Origin of the sequence: Streptomyces sp. NPDC046831, assembly GCF_040645305.1 — a bacterium.
Lineage (GTDB): Bacteria > Actinomycetota > Actinomycetes > Streptomycetales > Streptomycetaceae > Streptomyces.
In genome coordinates, this window is the sequence record NZ_JBEYXZ010000029.1 from 51,046 (window position 1) to 69,138 (window position 18,093).

At 73.8% G+C, this 18,093-nt stretch carries 13 protein-coding genes, 4 tRNA genes and 1 other RNA gene; 9 read left to right on the forward strand and 9 right to left on the reverse strand.

Features of this window, described 5'->3' with window-relative positions; translation table 11 throughout:
- Positions 1-353 precede the first annotated feature (353 nt).
- Genes purL through purS form a run of 3 tightly spaced genes read right to left on the reverse strand, consistent with a single transcriptional unit; the run spans position 354 to position 3,549 of the window.
- Positions 354-2,612, reverse strand: a complete 2,259-nt coding sequence (gene purL, locus ABZ920_RS22900) for a phosphoribosylformylglycinamidine synthase subunit PurL (RefSeq protein WP_361507968.1) — start codon at positions 2,610-2,612, stop codon at positions 354-356.
- Positions 2,609-3,289 (reverse strand): phosphoribosylformylglycinamidine synthase subunit PurQ, encoded by a 681-nt coding sequence (purQ, locus tag ABZ920_RS22905; RefSeq protein ID WP_361507971.1) that lies wholly within the window; start codon positions 3,287-3,289, stop codon positions 2,609-2,611. The genes purL and purQ overlap by 4 nt, the downstream gene beginning before the upstream one ends.
- Entirely contained in the window at positions 3,286-3,549 is a 264-nt protein-coding gene (gene purS / locus ABZ920_RS22910; RefSeq protein ID WP_361507974.1) for a phosphoribosylformylglycinamidine synthase subunit PurS, read from the reverse strand. Before purS ends, purQ begins: the two co-directional genes overlap by 4 nt.
- A gap of 349 nt (positions 3,550-3,898) precedes the next feature.
- Here purS and ABZ920_RS22915 point away from each other — a divergent pair, with 349 nt between their 5' ends.
- From ABZ920_RS22915 to ABZ920_RS22950, 8 genes are all read left to right on the forward strand, one after another.
- Positions 3,899-4,216 carry an Lsr2 family protein gene (locus ABZ920_RS22915; RefSeq protein ID WP_361507977.1) on the forward strand — a complete coding sequence of 106 codons (318 nt, stop codon included), beginning with the start codon at positions 3,899-3,901 and terminating at the stop codon, positions 4,214-4,216.
- 182 nt (positions 4,217-4,398) lie between these two features.
- A tRNA-Gly gene (locus ABZ920_RS22920) sits at positions 4,399-4,470 on the forward strand.
- Between the two features lie 116 nt (positions 4,471-4,586).
- A tRNA-Gly gene (locus ABZ920_RS22925) sits at positions 4,587-4,662 on the forward strand.
- A gap of 202 nt (positions 4,663-4,864) precedes the next feature.
- Positions 4,865-5,848 (forward strand): ABC transporter ATP-binding protein, encoded by a 984-nt coding sequence (locus tag ABZ920_RS22930; protein WP_361507980.1) that lies wholly within the window; start codon positions 4,865-4,867, stop codon positions 5,846-5,848.
- Positions 5,845-6,648 (forward strand): ABC transporter permease, encoded by an 804-nt coding sequence (locus ABZ920_RS22935; protein ID WP_361507983.1) that lies wholly within the window; start codon positions 5,845-5,847, stop codon positions 6,646-6,648. Before ABZ920_RS22930 ends, ABZ920_RS22935 begins: the two co-directional genes overlap by 4 nt.
- 26 nt (positions 6,649-6,674) lie before the next feature.
- Entirely contained in the window at positions 6,675-7,949 is a 1,275-nt protein-coding gene (locus tag ABZ920_RS22940) for a histidine kinase (RefSeq protein WP_361507986.1), read from the forward strand.
- Positions 7,946-8,602, forward strand: a complete 657-nt coding sequence (locus ABZ920_RS22945; RefSeq protein ID WP_361507989.1) for a response regulator transcription factor — start codon at positions 7,946-7,948, stop codon at positions 8,600-8,602. The genes ABZ920_RS22940 and ABZ920_RS22945 overlap by 4 nt, the downstream gene beginning before the upstream one ends.
- Before the next feature lie 23 nt (positions 8,603-8,625).
- Positions 8,626-8,698: transfer RNA gene (locus tag ABZ920_RS22950), tRNA-Gly, on the forward strand.
- A gap of 94 nt (positions 8,699-8,792) precedes the next feature.
- On the opposite strand, the gene ABZ920_RS22955 is transcribed toward ABZ920_RS22950, so the two are convergent.
- From ABZ920_RS22955 to ffs, 6 genes are all read right to left on the reverse strand, one after another.
- Entirely contained in the window at positions 8,793-9,692 is a 900-nt protein-coding gene (locus tag ABZ920_RS22955) for a phosphoribosylaminoimidazolesuccinocarboxamide synthase (RefSeq protein WP_361507992.1), read from the reverse strand.
- Between the two features lie 161 nt (positions 9,693-9,853).
- A complete protein-coding gene (locus ABZ920_RS22960; RefSeq protein ID WP_361507995.1) occupies positions 9,854-11,344 on the reverse strand; it encodes a N,N-dimethylformamidase beta subunit family domain-containing protein in 1,491 nt (496 codons plus the stop codon).
- A gap of 383 nt (positions 11,345-11,727) precedes the next feature.
- Entirely contained in the window at positions 11,728-13,512 is a 1,785-nt protein-coding gene (locus ABZ920_RS22965; protein ID WP_361508070.1) for a hypothetical protein, read from the reverse strand.
- Positions 13,513-13,818: 306 nt separating this feature from the next.
- Positions 13,819-15,072, reverse strand: coding sequence for a phosphoribosylamine--glycine ligase (gene purD / locus ABZ920_RS22970; protein WP_361507998.1), 1,254 nt, complete (start codon positions 15,070-15,072; stop codon positions 13,819-13,821).
- 160 nt (positions 15,073-15,232) lie between these two features.
- On the reverse strand, positions 15,233-17,644 hold the full coding sequence (locus ABZ920_RS22975; RefSeq protein ID WP_361508001.1) for a DNA polymerase III subunit gamma and tau: 2,412 nt from the start codon (positions 17,642-17,644) through the stop codon (positions 15,233-15,235).
- Positions 17,645-17,692: 48 nt separating this feature from the next.
- Positions 17,693-17,789: signal recognition particle sRNA small type (gene ffs, locus ABZ920_RS22980), an RNA gene on the reverse strand.
- Positions 17,790-17,861: 72 nt separating this feature from the next.
- Here ffs and ABZ920_RS22985 point away from each other — a divergent pair.
- Positions 17,862-17,949: transfer RNA gene (locus tag ABZ920_RS22985), tRNA-Ser, on the forward strand.
- Positions 17,950-18,093 lie beyond the last annotated feature (144 nt).

Consider the following 18,093-nt stretch of genomic DNA (forward strand, 5'->3'; position numbering starts at 1 on the left):
CGCCCGCGACGACGGCCGTCACGGTGCCCTGCGTGGCCTTCCGGCAGGCACGGAACGGCTCTGAGCGCGACGGGACCGAGCGGGTCCGGCGGCCGGACCGTCGCACGGATCCCGACGGCATGCGGGGGAAGGCTCCGCCCCTCGGGACGGACGCCACGCGAGGGAGGGGGACCCGTCAGGCGGTCAGGACACGAACACCGGCGCTCGCCGGACCAGGCGCCAGGCAAGAACGTCCGCACCCGTCCGGACGGACGTCTCGCGGCAGGACCCGCCTCCCGTAACGGACACCAGGCGGGAAGGCCCCGCCCGTCGGAACGGGCGGGGCCTTCACCGCGTCCTACGACCGCCGTCGGTCAGGCCAGCAGCGACGGGATGGTGCTCTCGTGCGCCTCGCGCAGTTCGGCGAGGGTCAGCTCGAACTCGCCCTGGACCTCCACCGTGTCACCGTCCACGACACCGACGCGGGTGGCGGGCAGGCCGCGCGCGCCGCACATGTCGTTGAAGCGGACCTCCTCCGAGCGCGGCACGGCCACGACGGCGCGCCCCGCGGACTCGGAGAAGAGGAAGGTGAACGCGTCGAGACCGTCCGGCACGATCAGCCGGGCGCCCGTGCCGCCGAGCAGCGCCGACTCGACCACGGCCTGGATCAGGCCGCCGTCGGACAGGTCGTGCGCGGAGTCGATCATGCCGTCGCGGGAGGCGGAGATCAGGATCTCCGCGAGCAGGCGCTCGCGCTCCAGGTCGACCTTCGGCGGAAGGCCGCCGAGGTGGTCGTGGACGACCTGGGACCAGGCCGAGCCGCCGAACTCCTCGCGGGTGTCGCCGAGGAGGTAGAGCAGCTGGCCCTCCTCCTGGAAGGCGACCGGGGTGCGCCGGGCCACGTCGTCGATGACGCCGAGGACGGCGACCACCGGCGTGGGGTGGATGGCGGCCTCGCCCGTCTGGTTGTAGAGCGAGACGTTGCCGCCGGTCACCGGGGTGCCGAGCTGCCGGCAGCCGTCCGCCAGACCGCGGACGGCCTCCGCGAACTGCCACATGACGGCCGGGTCCTCCGGGGACCCGAAGTTCAGGCAGTCGGAGACGGCGAGCGGCTTGGCGCCGGTCGTCGCCACGTTCCGGTAGGCCTCGGCGAGGGCCAGCTGCGCGCCCGTGTACGGGTCGAGCTTGGCGTACCGGCCGTTGCCGTCGGTGGCGATGGCGACGCCGAGGCCGGTCTCCTCGTCGATGCGGATCATGCCGGAGTCCTCGGGCTGGGCGAGGACGGTGTTGCCCTGCACGAAGTGGTCGTACTGCGAGGTGATCCACTTCTTGGAGGCCTGGTTGGGGGAGGCCACCAGCTTCAGGACCTGGTCCTTCAGCTCCTCGCCCGAGGACGGCCGGGGCAGCTTGTTCGCGTCGTCGGCCTGCAGGGCGTCCTGCCACTCCGGGCGGGCGTACGGGCGCTCGTAGACCGGGCCCTCGTGCGCCACCGTGCGCGGGTCGACATCGACGATCTTGCCGCCGTGCCAGTAGATCTCCAGGCGGTCGCCGTCGGTCACCTCGCCGATGACGGTGGCGATGACGTCCCACTTCTCGCAGATCTCCAGGAAGCGGGCGACCTTGTCGGGCTCGACGACCGCGCACATGCGCTCCTGCGACTCGCTCATGAGGATCTCCTCGGGCGAGAGCGTGGAGTCGCGCAGGGGTACGTCGTCGAGGGTCACCCGCATGCCGCCGGAGCCGTTGGAGGCGAGCTCGGAGGTGGCGCAGGACAGGCCGGCCGCGCCCAGGTCCTGGATGCCGACGACCAGCTTCTCCTTGAAGGCCTCCAGGGTGCACTCGATGAGGAGCTTCTCCTGGAAGGGGTCGCCGACCTGCACGGCCGGGCGCTTCGACGGCTTGGCGTCGTCGAAGGTCTCCGAGGCGAGGATGGAGGCGCCGCCGATGCCGTCGCCGCCGGTCCGGGCCCCGTACAGGATGACCTTGTTGCCCGCGCCGGACGCCTTGGCCAGGTGGATGTCCTCGTGCCGCATGACGCCGATCGCGCCGGCGTTGACCAGCGGGTTGCCCTGGTAGCAGGCGTCGAAGACGACCTCGCCGCCGATGTTGGGCAGGCCCAGGCAGTTGCCGTAGCCGCCGATGCCGGCGACGACGCCCGGCAGGACGCGCTTGGTGTCGGGGTGGTCGGCGGCGCCGAAGCGCAGCGGGTCCACGACCGCGACCGGGCGGGCGCCCATCGCGATGATGTCGCGGACGATGCCGCCGACGCCGGTGGCCGCGCCCTGGTAGGGCTCGACGTACGACGGGTGGTTGTGCGACTCGACCTTGAAGGTGACCGCGTAGCCCTGGCCGACGTCCACCACACCGGCGTTCTCGCCGATGCCGACGAGGAGCGCGTCGCTCTCGGGGGCCTTCTCGCCGAACTGGCGGAGGTGGACCTTGGAGGACTTGTACGAGCAGTGCTCGGACCACATGACCGAGTACATGGCGAGCTCGGCGCCGGTGGGGCGGCGGCCCAGGATCTCGACGATCCGCTCGTACTCGTCCTTCTTCAGGCCGAGTTCGGCCCAGGGCAGCTCGACGTCGGGGGTCGCGGCCGCGTGCTCGACCGTGTCCAGAGGCGTCCGGCTCATGCGTTGACCAGCTTCTTGAGGATCGAGGTGAAGAACGGGAGGCCGTCGGTACGGCCCGTACCGATCAGCGGCTCGACGGCGTGCTCCGGGTGCGGCATGAGGCCCACGACGTTGCCGGCCTCGTTGGTGACGCCGGCGATGTCGCGGAGCGAGCCGTTGGGGTTGACGTCCAGGTAGCGGAAGGCGACCCGGCCCTCGGCCTCCAGCGCGTCGAGCGTGTACGCGTCGGCGACGTACCGGCCGTCCATGTTCTTCAGCGGGACGTGGATCTCCTGCCCGGCGGTGTAGTCGCCGGTCCAGGCGGTCTCCGCGTTCTCCACCCGCAGCTTCTGGTCGCGGCAGATGAAGTGGAGGTGGTCGTTGCCGAGCATCGCGCCGGGGAGGAGGTGGGCCTCGGTGAGGATCTGGAAGCCGTTGCAGATGCCGAGGACCGGGAGGCCGGCCCTCGCCTGCTCGATGAGCGGCTCCATCACGGGCGAGAACCGGGCGATGGCACCGGCGCGCAGGTAGTCACCGTAGGAGAAACCGCCGCACAGGACGACGGCGTCGACCTGCTTGAGGTCCTTGTCCTTGTGCCACAGGGCGACGGGTTCGGCACCCGCCAGGCGGATCGCGCGCTGCGTGTCGCGGTCGTCGAGGCTGCCCGGAAAAGTGACGACGCCAATACGAGCGGTCACTTCGCGGCCTCCGCGACTTCCTCGACCTTGACGGTGAAGTCCTCGATCACGGTGTTGGCGAGGAAGGACTCGGCAAGATCGTGAATGCGGGCGAGGGCGGCCTCGTCGAGGGGCCCGTCCACTTCCAGTTCGAACCGCTTTCCCTGACGTACGTCGGAGATGCCTTCGAAACCCAGCCGCGGCAGTGCGCGCTGCACCGCCTGGCCCTGGGGGTCGAGGATCTCCGGCTTGAGCATGACGTCGACTACGACGCGTGCCACTGGCACTCCCGGTGTGTGGTGCTGAGCAGGTTCCTTCAGACTACCCGCACAAAATTTCTACGCGAGTAGATTCGGAGGAAACTACGTGACGCCCGTCACGATCCGGTATCGAACGGTGCCCTTCGAGAAAAACTCTGCGAAAGTTCCACCGGCCGGTCCCGCATCCGGTATTGCCGGGGACACGCGGGCGGATTTAACCGGGCTTCACTTCACAATGCCCGGCACTGTACAAATGAATTGGCAACAGCCGATACTTTTCCCGCAACCGGCGGACAGCCGACATCTCCGAACGTCTTCGCATCATGGCGGAGTGCGTGGTCGCAGGTGTCGCACGAAGGGACCGATATTCGTGGCGCAGCGTGTCGTGGTCACTCTCTTTGACGACATCGACGGCTCGGAAGCGGCGGAGACGATCGCCTTCGGACTCGACGGCAGGTACTACGAGATCGACCTCAATCCCGCCAATGCCGAGCAACTGCGCAAGGCGCTCGAGCCGTACGTGGAGGCCGGCCGCAAGCGGTCGAAGTCGGGCCGGACGTACCGGCAGACGGAGGTCGCGCCCGACCCCGCCGCCGTCCGGGCCTGGGCGCAGGCCAACCGGATGGAGGTGCCGGCGCGCGGCCGGATCCCCAAGAAGGTCTACGAGGCGTTCGCCGCCGCCCGCTGACGCGGGCTTCCCGGGCGGGGCGGGGCGCGCTCCCGGGCGCCCCCCGAGTGCTTCCGGACGCGCGCCCGGGGCCCGTCATCGGGCCCCGGAGTCAACCGACTTGCGCAACCCCCCGGCTGATCAGCTAATGTCTGGAGCACGCCGAGGGGCGAGGCCGAAAGGCCGGGTCCCACGGAGTACACGCGGGTGTAGTTCAGTAGTAGAACATCCCCCTTCCAGGGGGAAGGCGCAGTGTGCGATCCCTGTCACCCGCTCTGCACCGCCGGTCCTGACCCGGACGGGTTCTTCCCGCCCGAGCCTGTCGAGAGCTCGCTCGAGGATCAGGTAGGCTGGTGCTCGCACCGATCGGTGGGAGCCGGTCGGAGGCAATGCGGACGTAGCTCAGTTGGTAGAGCGCAACCTTGCCAAGGTTGAGGTCGCGAGTTCGAGCCTCGTCGTCCGCTCCAGCGAGAACCCCGGTCGTCCGACCGGGGTTTTCTTGTTGCCCCCGAGTTGTCGTCCCCCGTTGTCCTCGAGTCGTTCCCGGGGTTGTCCAACGAGATGTGCCCACCGGCCGGACGGCCTCCTCGTCCGCCTGCTGACATTTGTCATGCCCGGCGATGACACCGCGCACTGCCGCCTCCCCCGTCCTGCCGGGAGGCTGGGGCCATGGGACACAACGGGCACGATCACGTGATCGACGTCACGGACCTGCGGCGCGTCTACTCGGGCGGGTTCGAAGCCGTGCGCGGCGTCACCTTCCACGTGGAGCCGGGGGAGGTCTTCGCCCTGCTGGGCACCAACGGTGCGGGCAAGACCTCCACCGTGGAACTGCTGGAAGGGCTGACGCCGCCGACCGGGGGACGCGTGCGCGTGCTGGGCCACGATCCGTACGCCGAGCGCTCCGCCGTGCGGCCGCGCACCGGCGTGATGCTGCAGGAGGGCGGCTTCCCGTCGGAGCTGACCGCTGCCGAGACGGCGCGGATGTGGGCGGGCTGCGTGAGCGGGGCCCGCCCTCCGCACGAGGCACTGGCGCTGGTCGGGCTGGAGCACCGGGCCGGCATCCGGGTGAAGCAGCTGTCCGGGGGCGAACGGCGGCGGCTGGACCTGGCGCTCGCCCTGCTCGGCCGCCCCGAGGTGCTGTTCCTGGACGAGCCGACGACCGGGCTGGACGCCGAAGCGCGCCGGCAGACCTGGGAGTTGGTGCGCGCGCTGCGCGACAACGGCACGACCGTCCTGCTCACCACGCACTACCTGGAGGAGGCCGAGGGCCTCGCCGACCGGCTGGCGATCCTGCACGAGGGACGCATCGCCGCCGCCGGCCCCCCGGCCGAGGTGACGGCCACCCAGCCGGCCCGCATCTCCTTCGAGCTGCCCGAGGACTTCTTCCTGGGCGATCTCCCGCCGCTGGCCGAACTGGGCGTCCTCGCCCACGAGGTGAACGGCCGCAAGGTGCTGCTGCGCACGAACGAACTGCAGCGGGCCGCCACCGGGCTGCTGCTGTGGGCCCGGCAGGCCCGAGTCGAACTGCGGTCCCTGGACGTGCGGTCGGCGTCCCTGGAGGAGGCGTTCCTCGGCATCGCCCGCAACGCGTCCCGGAACGCCTCCCCGACCGGCCTTTCCACGCCCTCGGAGAAGGAGTACGCGGCATGAGCGGCACGGCCACCACCCGGGCGGCCGGCCGGGCCGCCACCACCCCGGCCGGCCGCATGGCCGCCCTCGCCCGCGCCGAACTGACCCTGTTCGGCCGCAGCAGGAGCACCCTCGTCGCGGCCGTGTTCGTCCCGCTCGTCCTGCCGTTCAGCCTGCGGTCGGCAGCCGGGGAGATGGACCTCGAGGAGGCGGGGCTCAGCGTGGGCCTGCTCATGCTGCCCGCCGCCATCGGCTTCTCGCTGCTGTTCGCCGTGTACTCCACGCTCGTGAACGTCTTCGTCGCCCGCCGCGAGCAGCTGGTGCTGAAGCGGCTGCGCACCGGCGAGCTGCGCGACGCGGAGATCCTCGCCGGGGCCGCGCTGCCGGCCACCGCCACCGGGCTCGTCCAGAGCCTGCTCGTGGTGGGCGCGTGCACCGCGCTGCTCGACCTGCACGCCCCGCGCGCGCCCCAACTCGCCGTGGCGGGCCTGCTGCTCGGCCTGGTGCTGTGCGTGGCCCTCGCGGCCGTCACCGCGGCCCTGACCCGGACCGCCGAGAGCGCACAGGTCACCTCGATCCCGCTGGTGCTGGTGTCCATGATCGGCTCCGGCCTGGCCGTCCCGCTGGAACTGCTGCCCGACCGGCTGGCCGGCCTCTGCCGACTGCTGCCGCTCACCCCGGTGGTCACGCTGCTGCGGGCCGGCTGGACCGGCGGCCTGTCCGCCGCCGAGACGCTGCGCGCGCTGGGCGTCGCGCTGGTCTGGATCGCACTCGCGGTGTTTGCTGTACGGCGATGGTTCCGCTGGGAACCGCGTCGCTGAGGGGCGGGACGACCGGTGGTGGACACGTGATCGCACGGATGCGGGACTTCCAGCGCCGCACCTGGCACGAGCGCAGCAAGGCCGCGCGGGTCGAGTTGCAGAGCGTTCTCACCTGGTGCGTCACCCCGTGGGTGTTCTGGGCCTTCTGGCTGGTGCTGCCGCTCGTCGCCGGACACCACGACGGGGTGGCGGAGACGGTGCTGAGCGCATCGCTGGTCCTCGGCAGCGCCCTGCAGTGCGCGACCGGCAACCGGCTCGTCCGGCCGGTTCTGGACCACTACCTGGGCCGCGCGCCGCTGCCCGGACGCGCCCTGCGGGCGGCCGCCGGTCTGCCGGCCGGGCAACTGGCCGTGATCGGCGTGCTGCACGCCTGCCGTCCGGCCGACCCGTCGACCGGCCGGATGGCACTGGGCGCGACGCTGCTGACCTTCGGTCTGCTCTACGGCCTCGTCGTTCCGCCGAGGGTCTTCGTCCGCCGTGCCGCCGTGTGCACCGCCGTGCTGATGGCGGTCTACGGTCTGGCCCGCGCGGACGTCACGGAGTCGCTGGTGACCGGGGTGCTGGCGGCTTTCGCCACCCTGTTCTCGCTGCTCGCCGCCCGCTGCGGGGCGTGGACCCTGTCGGTGCTGTGGGAGGCGGAACGGGCCCGTGAGGTCGAGGCCCGGCTGGCCGTCGCGGAGGAGCGGCTGCGGTTCGGGCGGGACCTGCACGACGTGATGGGGCGCAACCTGGCCGTCATCGCGCTGAAGGCGGAGCTGGCCGTGCAACTGGCCCAGCGGGGGCGGCCGGAGGCCGTGGCGCAGATGACGGAGGTGCAGCGGCTCGCGCGGGAGTCGCAGCGCGAGGTGCGCGCCGTCGTGCGCGGCTACCGCGAGGCCGACCTCCACGCGGAGCTCGCCGGCGCCCAGGGCGTCCTCGCCGCCGCCGGCATCGACTGCGCGGTCTCCGGCTCGGCGGCCGGCCTGCCCGGCCCGGTGCAGTCCGCGCTCGGCTGGGTGGTCCGGGAGGCCGCGACGAACGTGCTGCGCCACGGGGACGCCCGGAGCTGCTCGGTGACCCTGCGGGTGGCGAACGGCCGGGCGGAGCTGTCCGTCGAGAACGACGGGGTGCCCGAGGGCGGCACCGGCGGCGGGCCCGGTACGGGACTCGTGGGGCTGCGCGAACGTCTGGCGGAGCTGGACGGCACGCTGCGGGCCGGCCCCGCCGGCAGGGGCCGGTTCCGGCTCACCGCCGAGGTCCCCCTGCCTCCGGCCGGCCCGTCCGCCCCGCTGCCCCGGCCGCTGAGCGAGGTCCCCTCATGACGACGTCCCCCGATGCGACGCCCGCCGCCGGTACGGCGTCCCCCGGTCCGGTGCGGCTCCTGCTCGCCGACGACGAGCACCTCATCCGGGGCGCGCTCGCCGCGCTGCTCTCGCTCGAGGACGACCTCCTCGTCGTCGCCGAGGCGGCGAGCGGGCCGGAGGCGCTGGCCATGGCCCGGGCGCACCGGCCCGACGTCGCCGTGCTGGACCTGCGGATGCCCGGCGCCGACGGTGTGAAGGTCGCCACATTGCTGCGCGCCGAGCTGCCCCGCTGCCAGGTGCTGATCGTGACCAGCCACGGGCGGCCCGGGCATCTGAAGCGGGCGCTCGCGGCGGGCTGCCGCGGGTTCGTCCCCAAGACCGTCAGCGCCCAGCGGCTCGCGGAGATCATCCGTACCGTGCACGCCGGGAACCGCTACGTGGACCCGGAATTGGCCGCCGACGCCATCTCCGCCGGGGACTCCCCGCTGACCGCGCGCGAGGCGGAGGTGCTGGAGCTGGCCGCGGACGGAGCGCCCGTCGCGGAGATCGCCGAGCGGGCCGCGCTGTCGCCGGGAACGGTGCGGAACTACCTGTCGTCGGCCGCCACGAAGCTCGGGGCGGAGAACCGGCATGCGGCAGTGCGTCTCGCACGCGAGCGAGGTTGGGTATAGTTGGCCTCGCGCCACGGCGCAGTGCGGACGTAGCTCAGTTGGTAGAGCGCAACCTTGCCAAGGTTGAGGTCGCGAGTTCGAGCCTCGTCGTCCGCTCGCAGAGCGAAGGCCCCGGTCCACCGACCGGGGCCTTCGGCGTTCCGGGAGCCGCCGGTGCACCGGGCCCGCGGGCCCGGTGCACCGTCCGCCGTCACGACCAGCTCAGGCCCGTCAGCCGCTCGTAGGCCTCCACGTACTTCCCGCGGGTCGCCGCCACGACGTGCTCCGGCAGCGCCGGCGGGGGCTGCTCGCCGCGGCGGTCCCAGCCGGACTCGGCGGAGGTCAGCCAGTCGCGCACGTACTGCTTGTCGTACGAGGGCTGCGCCCGGCCCGGCTGCCACTGGTCGGCCGGCCAGAAGCGGGAGGAGTCCGGGGTGAGCACCTCGTCGGCGAGGACGAGCGCGTCGCCGTCGAAACCGAACTCGAACTTCGTGTCCGCCAGGATGATCCCCCGGTCGCGGGCGATGTCCCGGGCGCGGCCGTAGACGGCGAGGGTGGCCTGGCGCAGCCGGGCGGCGGTGTCCGCGCCGACCTGGCGGGCGACCTCCTCGTAGGAGACGTTCTCGTCGTGCTCGCCGACCTCCGCCTTGGTGGCCGGGGTGAAGATCGGTCCGGGGAGTTCCGAGCCGTCGACGAGGCCCTCGGGCAGGGCGAGGCCGCAGACCGTGCGGGACTCGGTGTACTCGGCCAGGCCCGAGCCGGTGAGGTAGCCGCGGGCCACGCACTCGACGGGGACCATGCGCAGGGACTTGCAGACCAGGGTGCGGCCCGCCCAGTCGGCGGGGGCGCCCTCGGGCAGGTCGGTGCTCAGGACGTGGTTCGGGACCAGGTCGGAGAGCAGGTCGAACCACCACAGGGAGAGCTGGGTGAGGATGCGGCCCTTGTCGGGGATCTCGGTGGGCAGCACCCAGTCGTAGGCGGAGAGGCGGTCGCTGGCGACCATCACGAGGTCGCCCGCCGCGTTCCGGTACAGCTCGCGCACCTTCCCGGTGTGCAGGTGCACCAGACCCGGAACCTCGATCGGCTCGGGCTTTTCGACGAATCCGGACACGGTTCCTCCCCGTGGTGGAAGACAGAGGGCGCCCGTGGGGTCCGCACAGCAGGGTGGCGGGCGACGGGCGGGCCAAGTGGCTCGATTCTCCCGTATGCCCGGGGCCGGCCGCGGGCTGGGGTGCCTCCGGACGGGGACGGCCGTGGTCGCGTGACGGACGCTCAGTCGCGTTTGCAGATGCGGTCCAGGAGGTTGGCGGTGGCCCGCTGGATCCGCGCGTCGACGTGGCCGGGCCGGTCCAGGGCCGGGGACCAGGCGAAGGTCCCGGACGCGAAGACCCAGGCTCCCGACGGGGCCCGGTAGAGGGAGGTCTCCTGGTGGCGCAGGACGCCCCCGCCGTCGGTGTACGGGGAGTGGGCGAGCAGGATGCGGTGGTCGTGCGGGGGCAGCGGGGTGCGGGGGAAGTAACGGTCCGCCTCGCCCGCGACCAGTCCCTCGATGCCGTCGCCCTCGTGCGTCCCGGTCGCCTCCCACAGCCAGTGGCCGGCGTTGCGCACGATCAGCGGGTGCGGCTCGGGGACGCGGCCCGCGTACTGGATGCCGACCAGCAGCTGCTCCGGGCGGTCGATCTCCCGCCACAGCACCGGTTTGCCCGGGCCCCTGCGCTTGCGGCAGGTCAGCAGGCGGTCGGGGACGCCGGACGGGGAGGGCCCGAGCTCCACCTGCCAGTACAGGGTGTTGGCGGAGAGGAAGACCAGGGACGTGCCGTGGTCGCGGGCCCGTTCGACGGCGCGGCGCATGCCGGCCGACCAGTACTCGTCGTGGCCCGGGAAGAGCAGGCCGCGGTAGCGGGCCGGATCGACCCGGCCGGCATGCAGGTCGCGGGCGTCGGCGTAGGAGAGGTCGTAGCCGTAGCGCTCGGCCCAGCGGATCACGTCGTAGGCGTGGCCGACGTGCAGCGGCAGGCCCGCGCCCGCGTAGGGGCGGTCGAAGGAGACGGTGGTCGCGGCGTCGGCCTCGCCGAGCAGGCGGCCGTCCTCGTCCCAGGCGTGGTACAGGCTGGCGCCGGTGCGGCCGTCCTCCGGGTAGAGGTTGTAGGCCTGCCAGGTGATGTCGGGCAGGACCATGAGCAGGTCCGCCGTGCGGTCGTCGCGGACGGTGAAGGGGACGTGGGAGCGGTAGCCGTCGGCCGTGGTCAGGACGGCGACGTAGGCGCCGACGCTCCAGTACGAGGGGACCTGCAGGCGCCACGACAGCCACCAGTGGTGGCAGGAGACCGTGCGGTCGGCGGTCAGCGGCGGGGGCTGGACGATGCCGGACAGACGGGGGCTGCTGGTCATCTTGGCGGCGCCGTCGCCGCCGTAGTGGCCGATGCGGTAGACGTCGACGCCGAACTGCTGGGGCGGGTCCACCGTGACGTGGAAGTCGATCGCCTCGCCGGGCGCGACGGCGCCGGTGTCGGTGAAGCCCTTGATCTGGCGGCGGACGTCGTCGGCCGAGCGGGGGCCGCCGGGGGAGCGCGGAGCCGGGACGCGCGGGGCGCCGGCCGGGGGCCGCGGGGCGGGATCGACGTACCAGGGCACCACGCGGCCGGTGTCGTCGAAGTACGTCTCGGCGCCGCGGAGCCAGGGGAGGGGCCCCTGGCCGAAGGGATCCGTCACGGCGTGCGCGAGTGCTCCCGACTCCCAGCGGCGGACGTGGTCCGATCCCATGGCCGTCCCCTCCCTCGTGCCCCCGTCTGGTTCGCGGTGGTCCTGGTGCCCGGCGGGTACGCGGTTCGTGGCGCGTACCGGAGTCCTGCCGCGTACGCGGGGTGTGGTGCGTACGCATGTGCCTGTCGTATGTCGCGTGCCCTTGCCATGCGCGCGGTCGGTCTCCAGCACATCACATGTGGCGCGCAGTCTGTCACTATTGGTGGCCGATCGACCGAAAGTGGAAGCGGGTGGTCCGGTAGCTCACCGGTGAGGCGTCCGCCGTACCTCGCGGCCTGCCGGACGCTCGGCCGCCTCCGCTCGCCGGGCTCTCGCGGAAACGGGCCAGCGCTCCGGCGCCGGCTCCGCGGCCGGCCCCCGGGCCCTGGCCCGGCGGTACCACGTCAGACGAGCCGTACCGGTTTCTCCGGGCGTATCCCCAGGTCGGCCAGCCAGTTCCGCAGCGGGCCCGGGTCGCCGTCCTCGACGAGGGCGAGCACCCGGGGGCCGAGGTCCGCGGCTCTCTCCCCGTTGATCAGCAGGGAGGGGCCGTCGAGCCAGTCGAGTCCCGGGGTGGCGCCGACGGTGTCCATCGCCGCGCAGCACACCATGGCGGTGACGTGGTCGGCGAGGAGTTCGCGGCCGGTGCGCGGCGGCTGGAGGGGGAACAGCGGCAGCGAGCCGTCGTCCCGGAGGGAACAGCCGGGGAGCTGGGCGGAGGCTTCCGCCGGGGTGTCCCGCGCCTCCGGTGCCGCCGCCTCCTCGCGCGCCACCTCGGCGCTGAGCCCGGCGGCGAGCGCGGCGCTCCGCTCGTTGGCGAGACGGGCTCCGTCCTCCCCGCCGTCCTCGGCCGGCCGGCCGCCGGGACCGGCACCCGCGGCCGGCACGGGCCGGTGGTCGCCGGCGGACGGCGACGAGCCCAGGTGGTCCAGGACGCGGGCCAGGGTCGGGCCGTGCGGGTCGGCGGCCGGCGGCTGCGGGGAACGGCGGACGCCCAGGGCGTCGAGGACCCGGTGCAGGCGGGCGGCGTCCGTGCGCCACTTCCGGTCGACGACCTGGTCCGGGTACTCCTGCCAGTCCACCGGCGACCAGTTGGGACCGCTGCCGGCCGGGCCGCCGTGGAAGAGGCGGGCGGCCAGCAGCGAGGCGGCCTCGTCGACCACGCCGGGCTCTTCGAGCAGGTCGCATGCGGGGCGCTCGCCGAGCCGCGACGCGAAGCCCTCGGCCAGCCGGTCCCGGCGGGACAGCTCGGTCAGCGCCGAGACGACGCCCGCGTCCAGCCGGGACGGCCAGCGGCCCATCCGCCAGGCGGGGAGCGCGACCCGGGTCAGCAGCCGGTCCCAGCCCGCGTAGGCCAGCCCCACCTGCTCCTGGGCCACGATCCGGAGCCCGTAGTCCACCGCCTGGGCCCGCTCGGCGGCCGCGGCCGCCACCCCGCGCTCCATCTGCACGGCGTGCTCGCGGCAGCCGCGCAGCAGCAGACCGGCCACCCACCCGAGCCCCGCGCACACCGACCGGGCCGGCGGACACCGGCCGGACGTCGAGGCGACGGCCACGGCCGCGTCCAGCCCCCGGACGAAGCGGCGGGCGGCGGCTATGTCGGGCTGCGCGGACGGCCCCGTACCGGCGACGACCGGGGCGAGGACCGCCCGCAGCTCGCCGACGCGCATCCACCACAGGAACGGGGAGCCGATGACGAGGACCGGCGCGGCCGCACGCCGCGACCGGCCGGAGGCGTGCCCGGGTATGCCGCCCGCGTCGGCGCGGCGCCCCGCGGGTGGGCCGTGGGCCGGGTGGGAGCGGTCCTCCAGCCAGCTGTCGCAGTCCGGGGTGAGCGCTATGGCGGACGGGGCCGGCACGTCGAGGCGGTCGGCGAGGTCCCGCACCAGGCGGTACAGGTCCGGGGCGGACTCCTCGGGGATCGCGACCGTCGGCGTGGTGGCCGGGCGGGCGCGGGCGACGACCAGCCCGACGGCGGTGGCGACGAGCAGGACGAGCACCGCCGCCACGCCCGCGGTCCAGCGGGCGGTGTCCCAGCCCCGGCCGGCGAGGTGGCCGGCGGCGCCCCCGGCGAACAGGACGACGGCCACGGCGGCGGGCAGCAGGGCGACGGCCAGCGCCCTGCCGCGGACACGCAGCACGGCTACGGCCCGGGAGCGCGCGGCCTGCGCGCCGGCCTCCACACCCATACCGGTCACGACCGGACGTCACCCCTCCCGACGGTCCTGGTGTTGCTCACTCCCCCACTGTGGCACCGCCCACCGACATCGCAATGCCGATGGGCCAAGTGCCCGAACGCTTGCGCCGCACCCTAGTTGGGGCTTCGGCCCCCGTCAGCGGTAACGGCGATCAGTCACTCGATGGAATGGCTTTGGTCAGAGGTGGATGACGTACAGCAAAGATCAGGCCCCGGATCTGCATCCGGGGCCTGAGGCTTGTGGGGTGGGTGTTCCGCCCGGGGCCGGTGAGCCGCCGGATCGTTGGCCGGAAAGCGGCTACGCCCCCGCGGCCGCCTTCGCCGCGATGTCCGTCCGGTGGTGCGAACCGTCGAGGCCGATGCGGGCCACGGCCGTGTACGCCCGGTCCCGGGCCTCGGTCAGGTCCCTGCCGGTGGCCGTGACGGACAGCACGCGGCCGCCCGCGCTCACCACGGTGTCCCCGTCGCGCCGGGTGCCGGCGTGCAGGACGTACGCGTGCGGGGCGTCCTGGCGGGCCACCTCGTCGAGCCCGGTGACCGGGTCGCCGGTGCGCGGCGTGCCGGGGTAGTTGTGCGAGGCGACGACCACCGTGACCGCGGCCTCGTCGCTCCAGCGCAGCGGCTCCACGTGGGCCAGGGTTCCGGTGGCCGCGGCCGTCAGCAGCCCGGCCAGCGGCGTCCGCAGCCGGGCCAGCACGACCTGGGTCTCGGGGTCGCCGAAGCGGGCGTTGAACTCGATCACGCGGACCCCGCGGCCGGTGATCGCCAGGCCCGCGTAGAGCAGGCCGGAGAACGGCGTGCCCCGGCGGCGCATCTCGTCCACGGTCGGCTGCAGCACGGACTGCAGCACGTCGTCGACCAGCTTGGGGTCGGCCCAGGGCAGCGGGGAGTAGGCGCCCATGCCGCCGGTGTTCGGGCCCTCGTCGTGGTTCAGGGCCCGCTTGAAGTCCTGTGCGGGCTGCAGCGGGACCACCGTCACGCCGTCGGTGACGGCGAAGAGGGAGACCTCCGGCCCGTCGAGGTACTCCTCGACGACCACGCGGTCGCAGCCGGCGGCGTGGGCCCTGGCCGCCTCGATGTCGTCGGTGACGACGACGCCCTTGCCGGCGGCGAGGCCGTCGTCCTTCACCACGTACGGGGCGCCGAAGGCGTCGAGGGCCGCGGCGACCTCCTCCGCGGTCGTGCAGACGTACGACCGCGCCGTGGGGACGCCGGCGGCGGCCATCACGTCCTTGGCGAAGGCCTTGGAGCCCTCGAGCCGTGCCGCCTGCGCGGACGGCCCGAAGACCGGGATGCCCGCCTCGCGGACGGCGTCGGCGACACCGGCGACCAGCGGCGCCTCCGGCCCGACGACCACGAGGTCGGCGCCGAGCCGGCCGGCCAGCGCGGAGACGGCCGCGCCGTCGAGCGCGTCCACCTGGTGCAGCTCGGCGACCTCCGCGATGCCGGCGTTGCCAGGGGCGCAGTGCAGCGCCGTGACGTCGGGGTCGAGGGACAGGGAACGGCACAGGGCGTGTTCGCGGGCGCCGCTTCCGATGACGAGGACCTTCACGGGGTCAGCCTAACGTCAGCGGGCCGAGACGGTTTGTGGGGGCTTCCGAGGAGCGGAGGGCGGAGGACTCGTGCATTCCTCCGAACCCGCTTCGGGGCGGCGGCTCGCGGCACGCCGCGCGGAGGCCTTCACGGGCCGGCGACGTGCGCGGCGCCGTCCCTCACTCCGTCGTGTACTCCTCCACCACCGTGGCCCCGAGCTCGCGCACGATCAGCTCGTGGCCGGACAGGGCCGACTCGTCGAGGTCGGGGTCGTCGTCCTCCGGGATGTCGTCCTCGGGGGCGACGGGCACCGGCTCGGGCGCGGACGGCCGGAGCGGTGCCGGGGAGGGCATCGCGGCCGACACCGGCCGGGCCGCCGGCGCGGTCGGCGAGGGCGCCGCGGCCACGGACTGCGGAGCCGCCGTTCGCTGGGCGGTCGCGGTCCCGCCACCGCCGTAGCCCCCGCCACCGCCGCCATGACCGCCGCCGCCGAACCCGGAGCCGCCGCCACCGCCGAACCCTCCGGAGGGCGGCGGCGCCGAGCCCCCGCCCGCGGGATCGACGATCGCCTCGATCTTCCACTGGACGTTGAACTGCTCGGCCAGCGCCTGGCGCAGCACGTCCTCACTGCCGCTGCTCGCGAAGTTGTCGCGGGCGCCGGCGTTGACGAAGCCGAGCTGGAGCGTGGTGCCGTCGAAGCCGGACACCTGGGCGTTCTGACTGAGCAGGATCCAGGTGAAGCGGCGCCGGTTCTTGACCGCTTCGAGGATGTTCGGCCACAGGGAGCGCGGGTCGATGCCGCCCGCCGGGGCCGGCACGGAGGGGCCGGGCGGGGAGGCAGGAGGTGCGCCGGGAGGTGTGGTGGACGCCGGCGCGGCCGACCGCGCCGGTGCCGGCCCCGCGGGCGCGGTGGGCTGCCCGCCGCCCGGGGCCGCCGCGGTGGGCCAGCCACCGGGACGCCGGCCGCCGCCCGCAGCGGCCGCGGTGGGCCAGGCGCCGGGTGCGGACGGAGCGGGGGCCGCCGGTGCCGAGGGCGGCGCGGCCTGCGGGGCCGGAGCCTGCGGAGCGGCAGGGGTAGGCGCCTCCGGGGAACGGTCACCGGCGGCGGGTCCCGGCGGTGTGGAGGGCACGGAGGGCACGGAGGGTGCGGGGCCGCCGGGGGCCTGGCTCACGGGGGCACCGGCCGGTGCGTGGGTGGCCGGAGCGCCCGAGGGCCCCGGGGCGCCGGCGGCCGCCGCGGCCCCCGCACCGGCGGGAGCGCCCGGAGCGCGTACCGCGGCGCGGGCCGCCGCGGGGCCGCCGACCGGCGGGACCGGGCCGCCCGCGGGACCACCGCCGCCGGCCGCGAATGCGGGGCCTCCGGCGGCCGCCCCGTGGGCCTCCGGTCCCGGCACGTATCCCATCGCGGGTGCCCCGGCGCCCGCGGAGAAGCTCACACCCCGCTCGATCCGGTCGAGGCGGGCCATCACGGACCGCTCGTCGCCGTACGCCGCGGGCAGCAGGACGCGGGCGCAGATCAGCTCCAACTGGAGGCGCGGCGACGTGGCGCCCCGCATCTCGGTCAGGCCCTCGTTGACGAGGTCGGCGGCCCGGCTCAGCTCGGCGGCGCCGAACACTCCGGCCTGGGCCTGCATCCGCTCCAGCACGTCGACGGGGGCGTCGATGAGGCCCTTCTCCGCCGCGTCTGGGACGGCGGCGAGGATCACCAGGTCCCGCAGCCGCTCCAGCAGGTCGGCGACGAAGCGGCGCGGGTCGTTGCCGCCCTCGATGACGCGGTCGACGACCTCGAAGGCCGCCGCCCCGTCGCCGGTGGCGAACGCCTCCACCACGGAGTCGAGCAGCGAGCCGTCCGTGTAACCGAGCAGGGAGGTGGCCATGGCGTAGGTCACACCCTCCTCCCCCGCGCCGGCGAGCAGCTGGTCCATGACGGACATGGAGTCACGCACGGACCCGGCGCCGGCCCGCACGACCAGCGGCAGGACGCCGTCCTCGACGGGGATGTCCTCCTGCCGGCACACCTCGGCGAGGTAGTCGCGCAGGGTGCCCGGCGGGACGAGCCGGAAGGGGTAGTGGTGGGTCCGGGACCGGATGGTGCCGATGACCTTCTCGGGCTCGGTCGTCGCGAAGATGAACTTCAGGTGCTCCGGCGGCTCCTCGACCACCTTGAGCAGCGCGTTGAAGCCGGCCGACGTGACCATGTGGGCCTCGTCGATGATGTAGATCTTGTACCGGCTGCGCGCGGGTCCGAAGAAAGCCTTCTCGCGCAGGTCACGGGCGTCGTCCACACCACCGTGCGAGGCTGCGTCGATCTCGATGACGTCGATGGACCCCGGCCCGTTCCTGGCGAGGTCGCGGCACGACTCGCAGGTGCCGCACGGGGTGGGCGTGGGCCCCTCCTCGCAGTTCAGGCACCGGGCGAGGATGCGCGCGCTGGTCGTCTTGCCACAGCCGCGCGGACCGCTGAACAGGTACGCGTGGTTGACCCGGTTGTTCCGCAGCGCCTGCTGCAGCGGGTCGGTGACATGCGCCTGCCCGATGACCTCGGCGAAGGACTCCGGACGGTAGCGGCGGTACAGAGCGAGAGACGACACGCATACGAGGTTATAGGCGCCCACCGACATCCGGCCCGGCCCGGGAAACGCAAGGGCCCCCCACGCACCCGCCAGAGCCGACCTACCCTTGCTGCCTTCCGGCCCTGGGGGAGTTCAGTCAGATAGCGCCGCGTGGGGGGCTGCGCACAGCCTACCTGATGCGGACCGGGTGGAACGAGTTCGCGAGCACACCTCCGGGTCATGTAATGTTTCCGGCGGAGGATTCGCCTAGAGGCCTAGGGCGCACGCTTGGAAAGCGTGTTGGGGGCAACCCCTCACGAGTTCGAATCTCGTATCCTCCGCCAGTGCCTCACCGGGCACGATGCCGAAGGGCCCCACCGTTCGCGGTGGGGCCCTTCGGCGTGTCTGGTCTCAGTTTTGGTCTCAGTCGGCTCCAGAGGAGCCCCACAGCTTTTCCCCGACCTGATCCGCGACCTTCCGGAGCATGA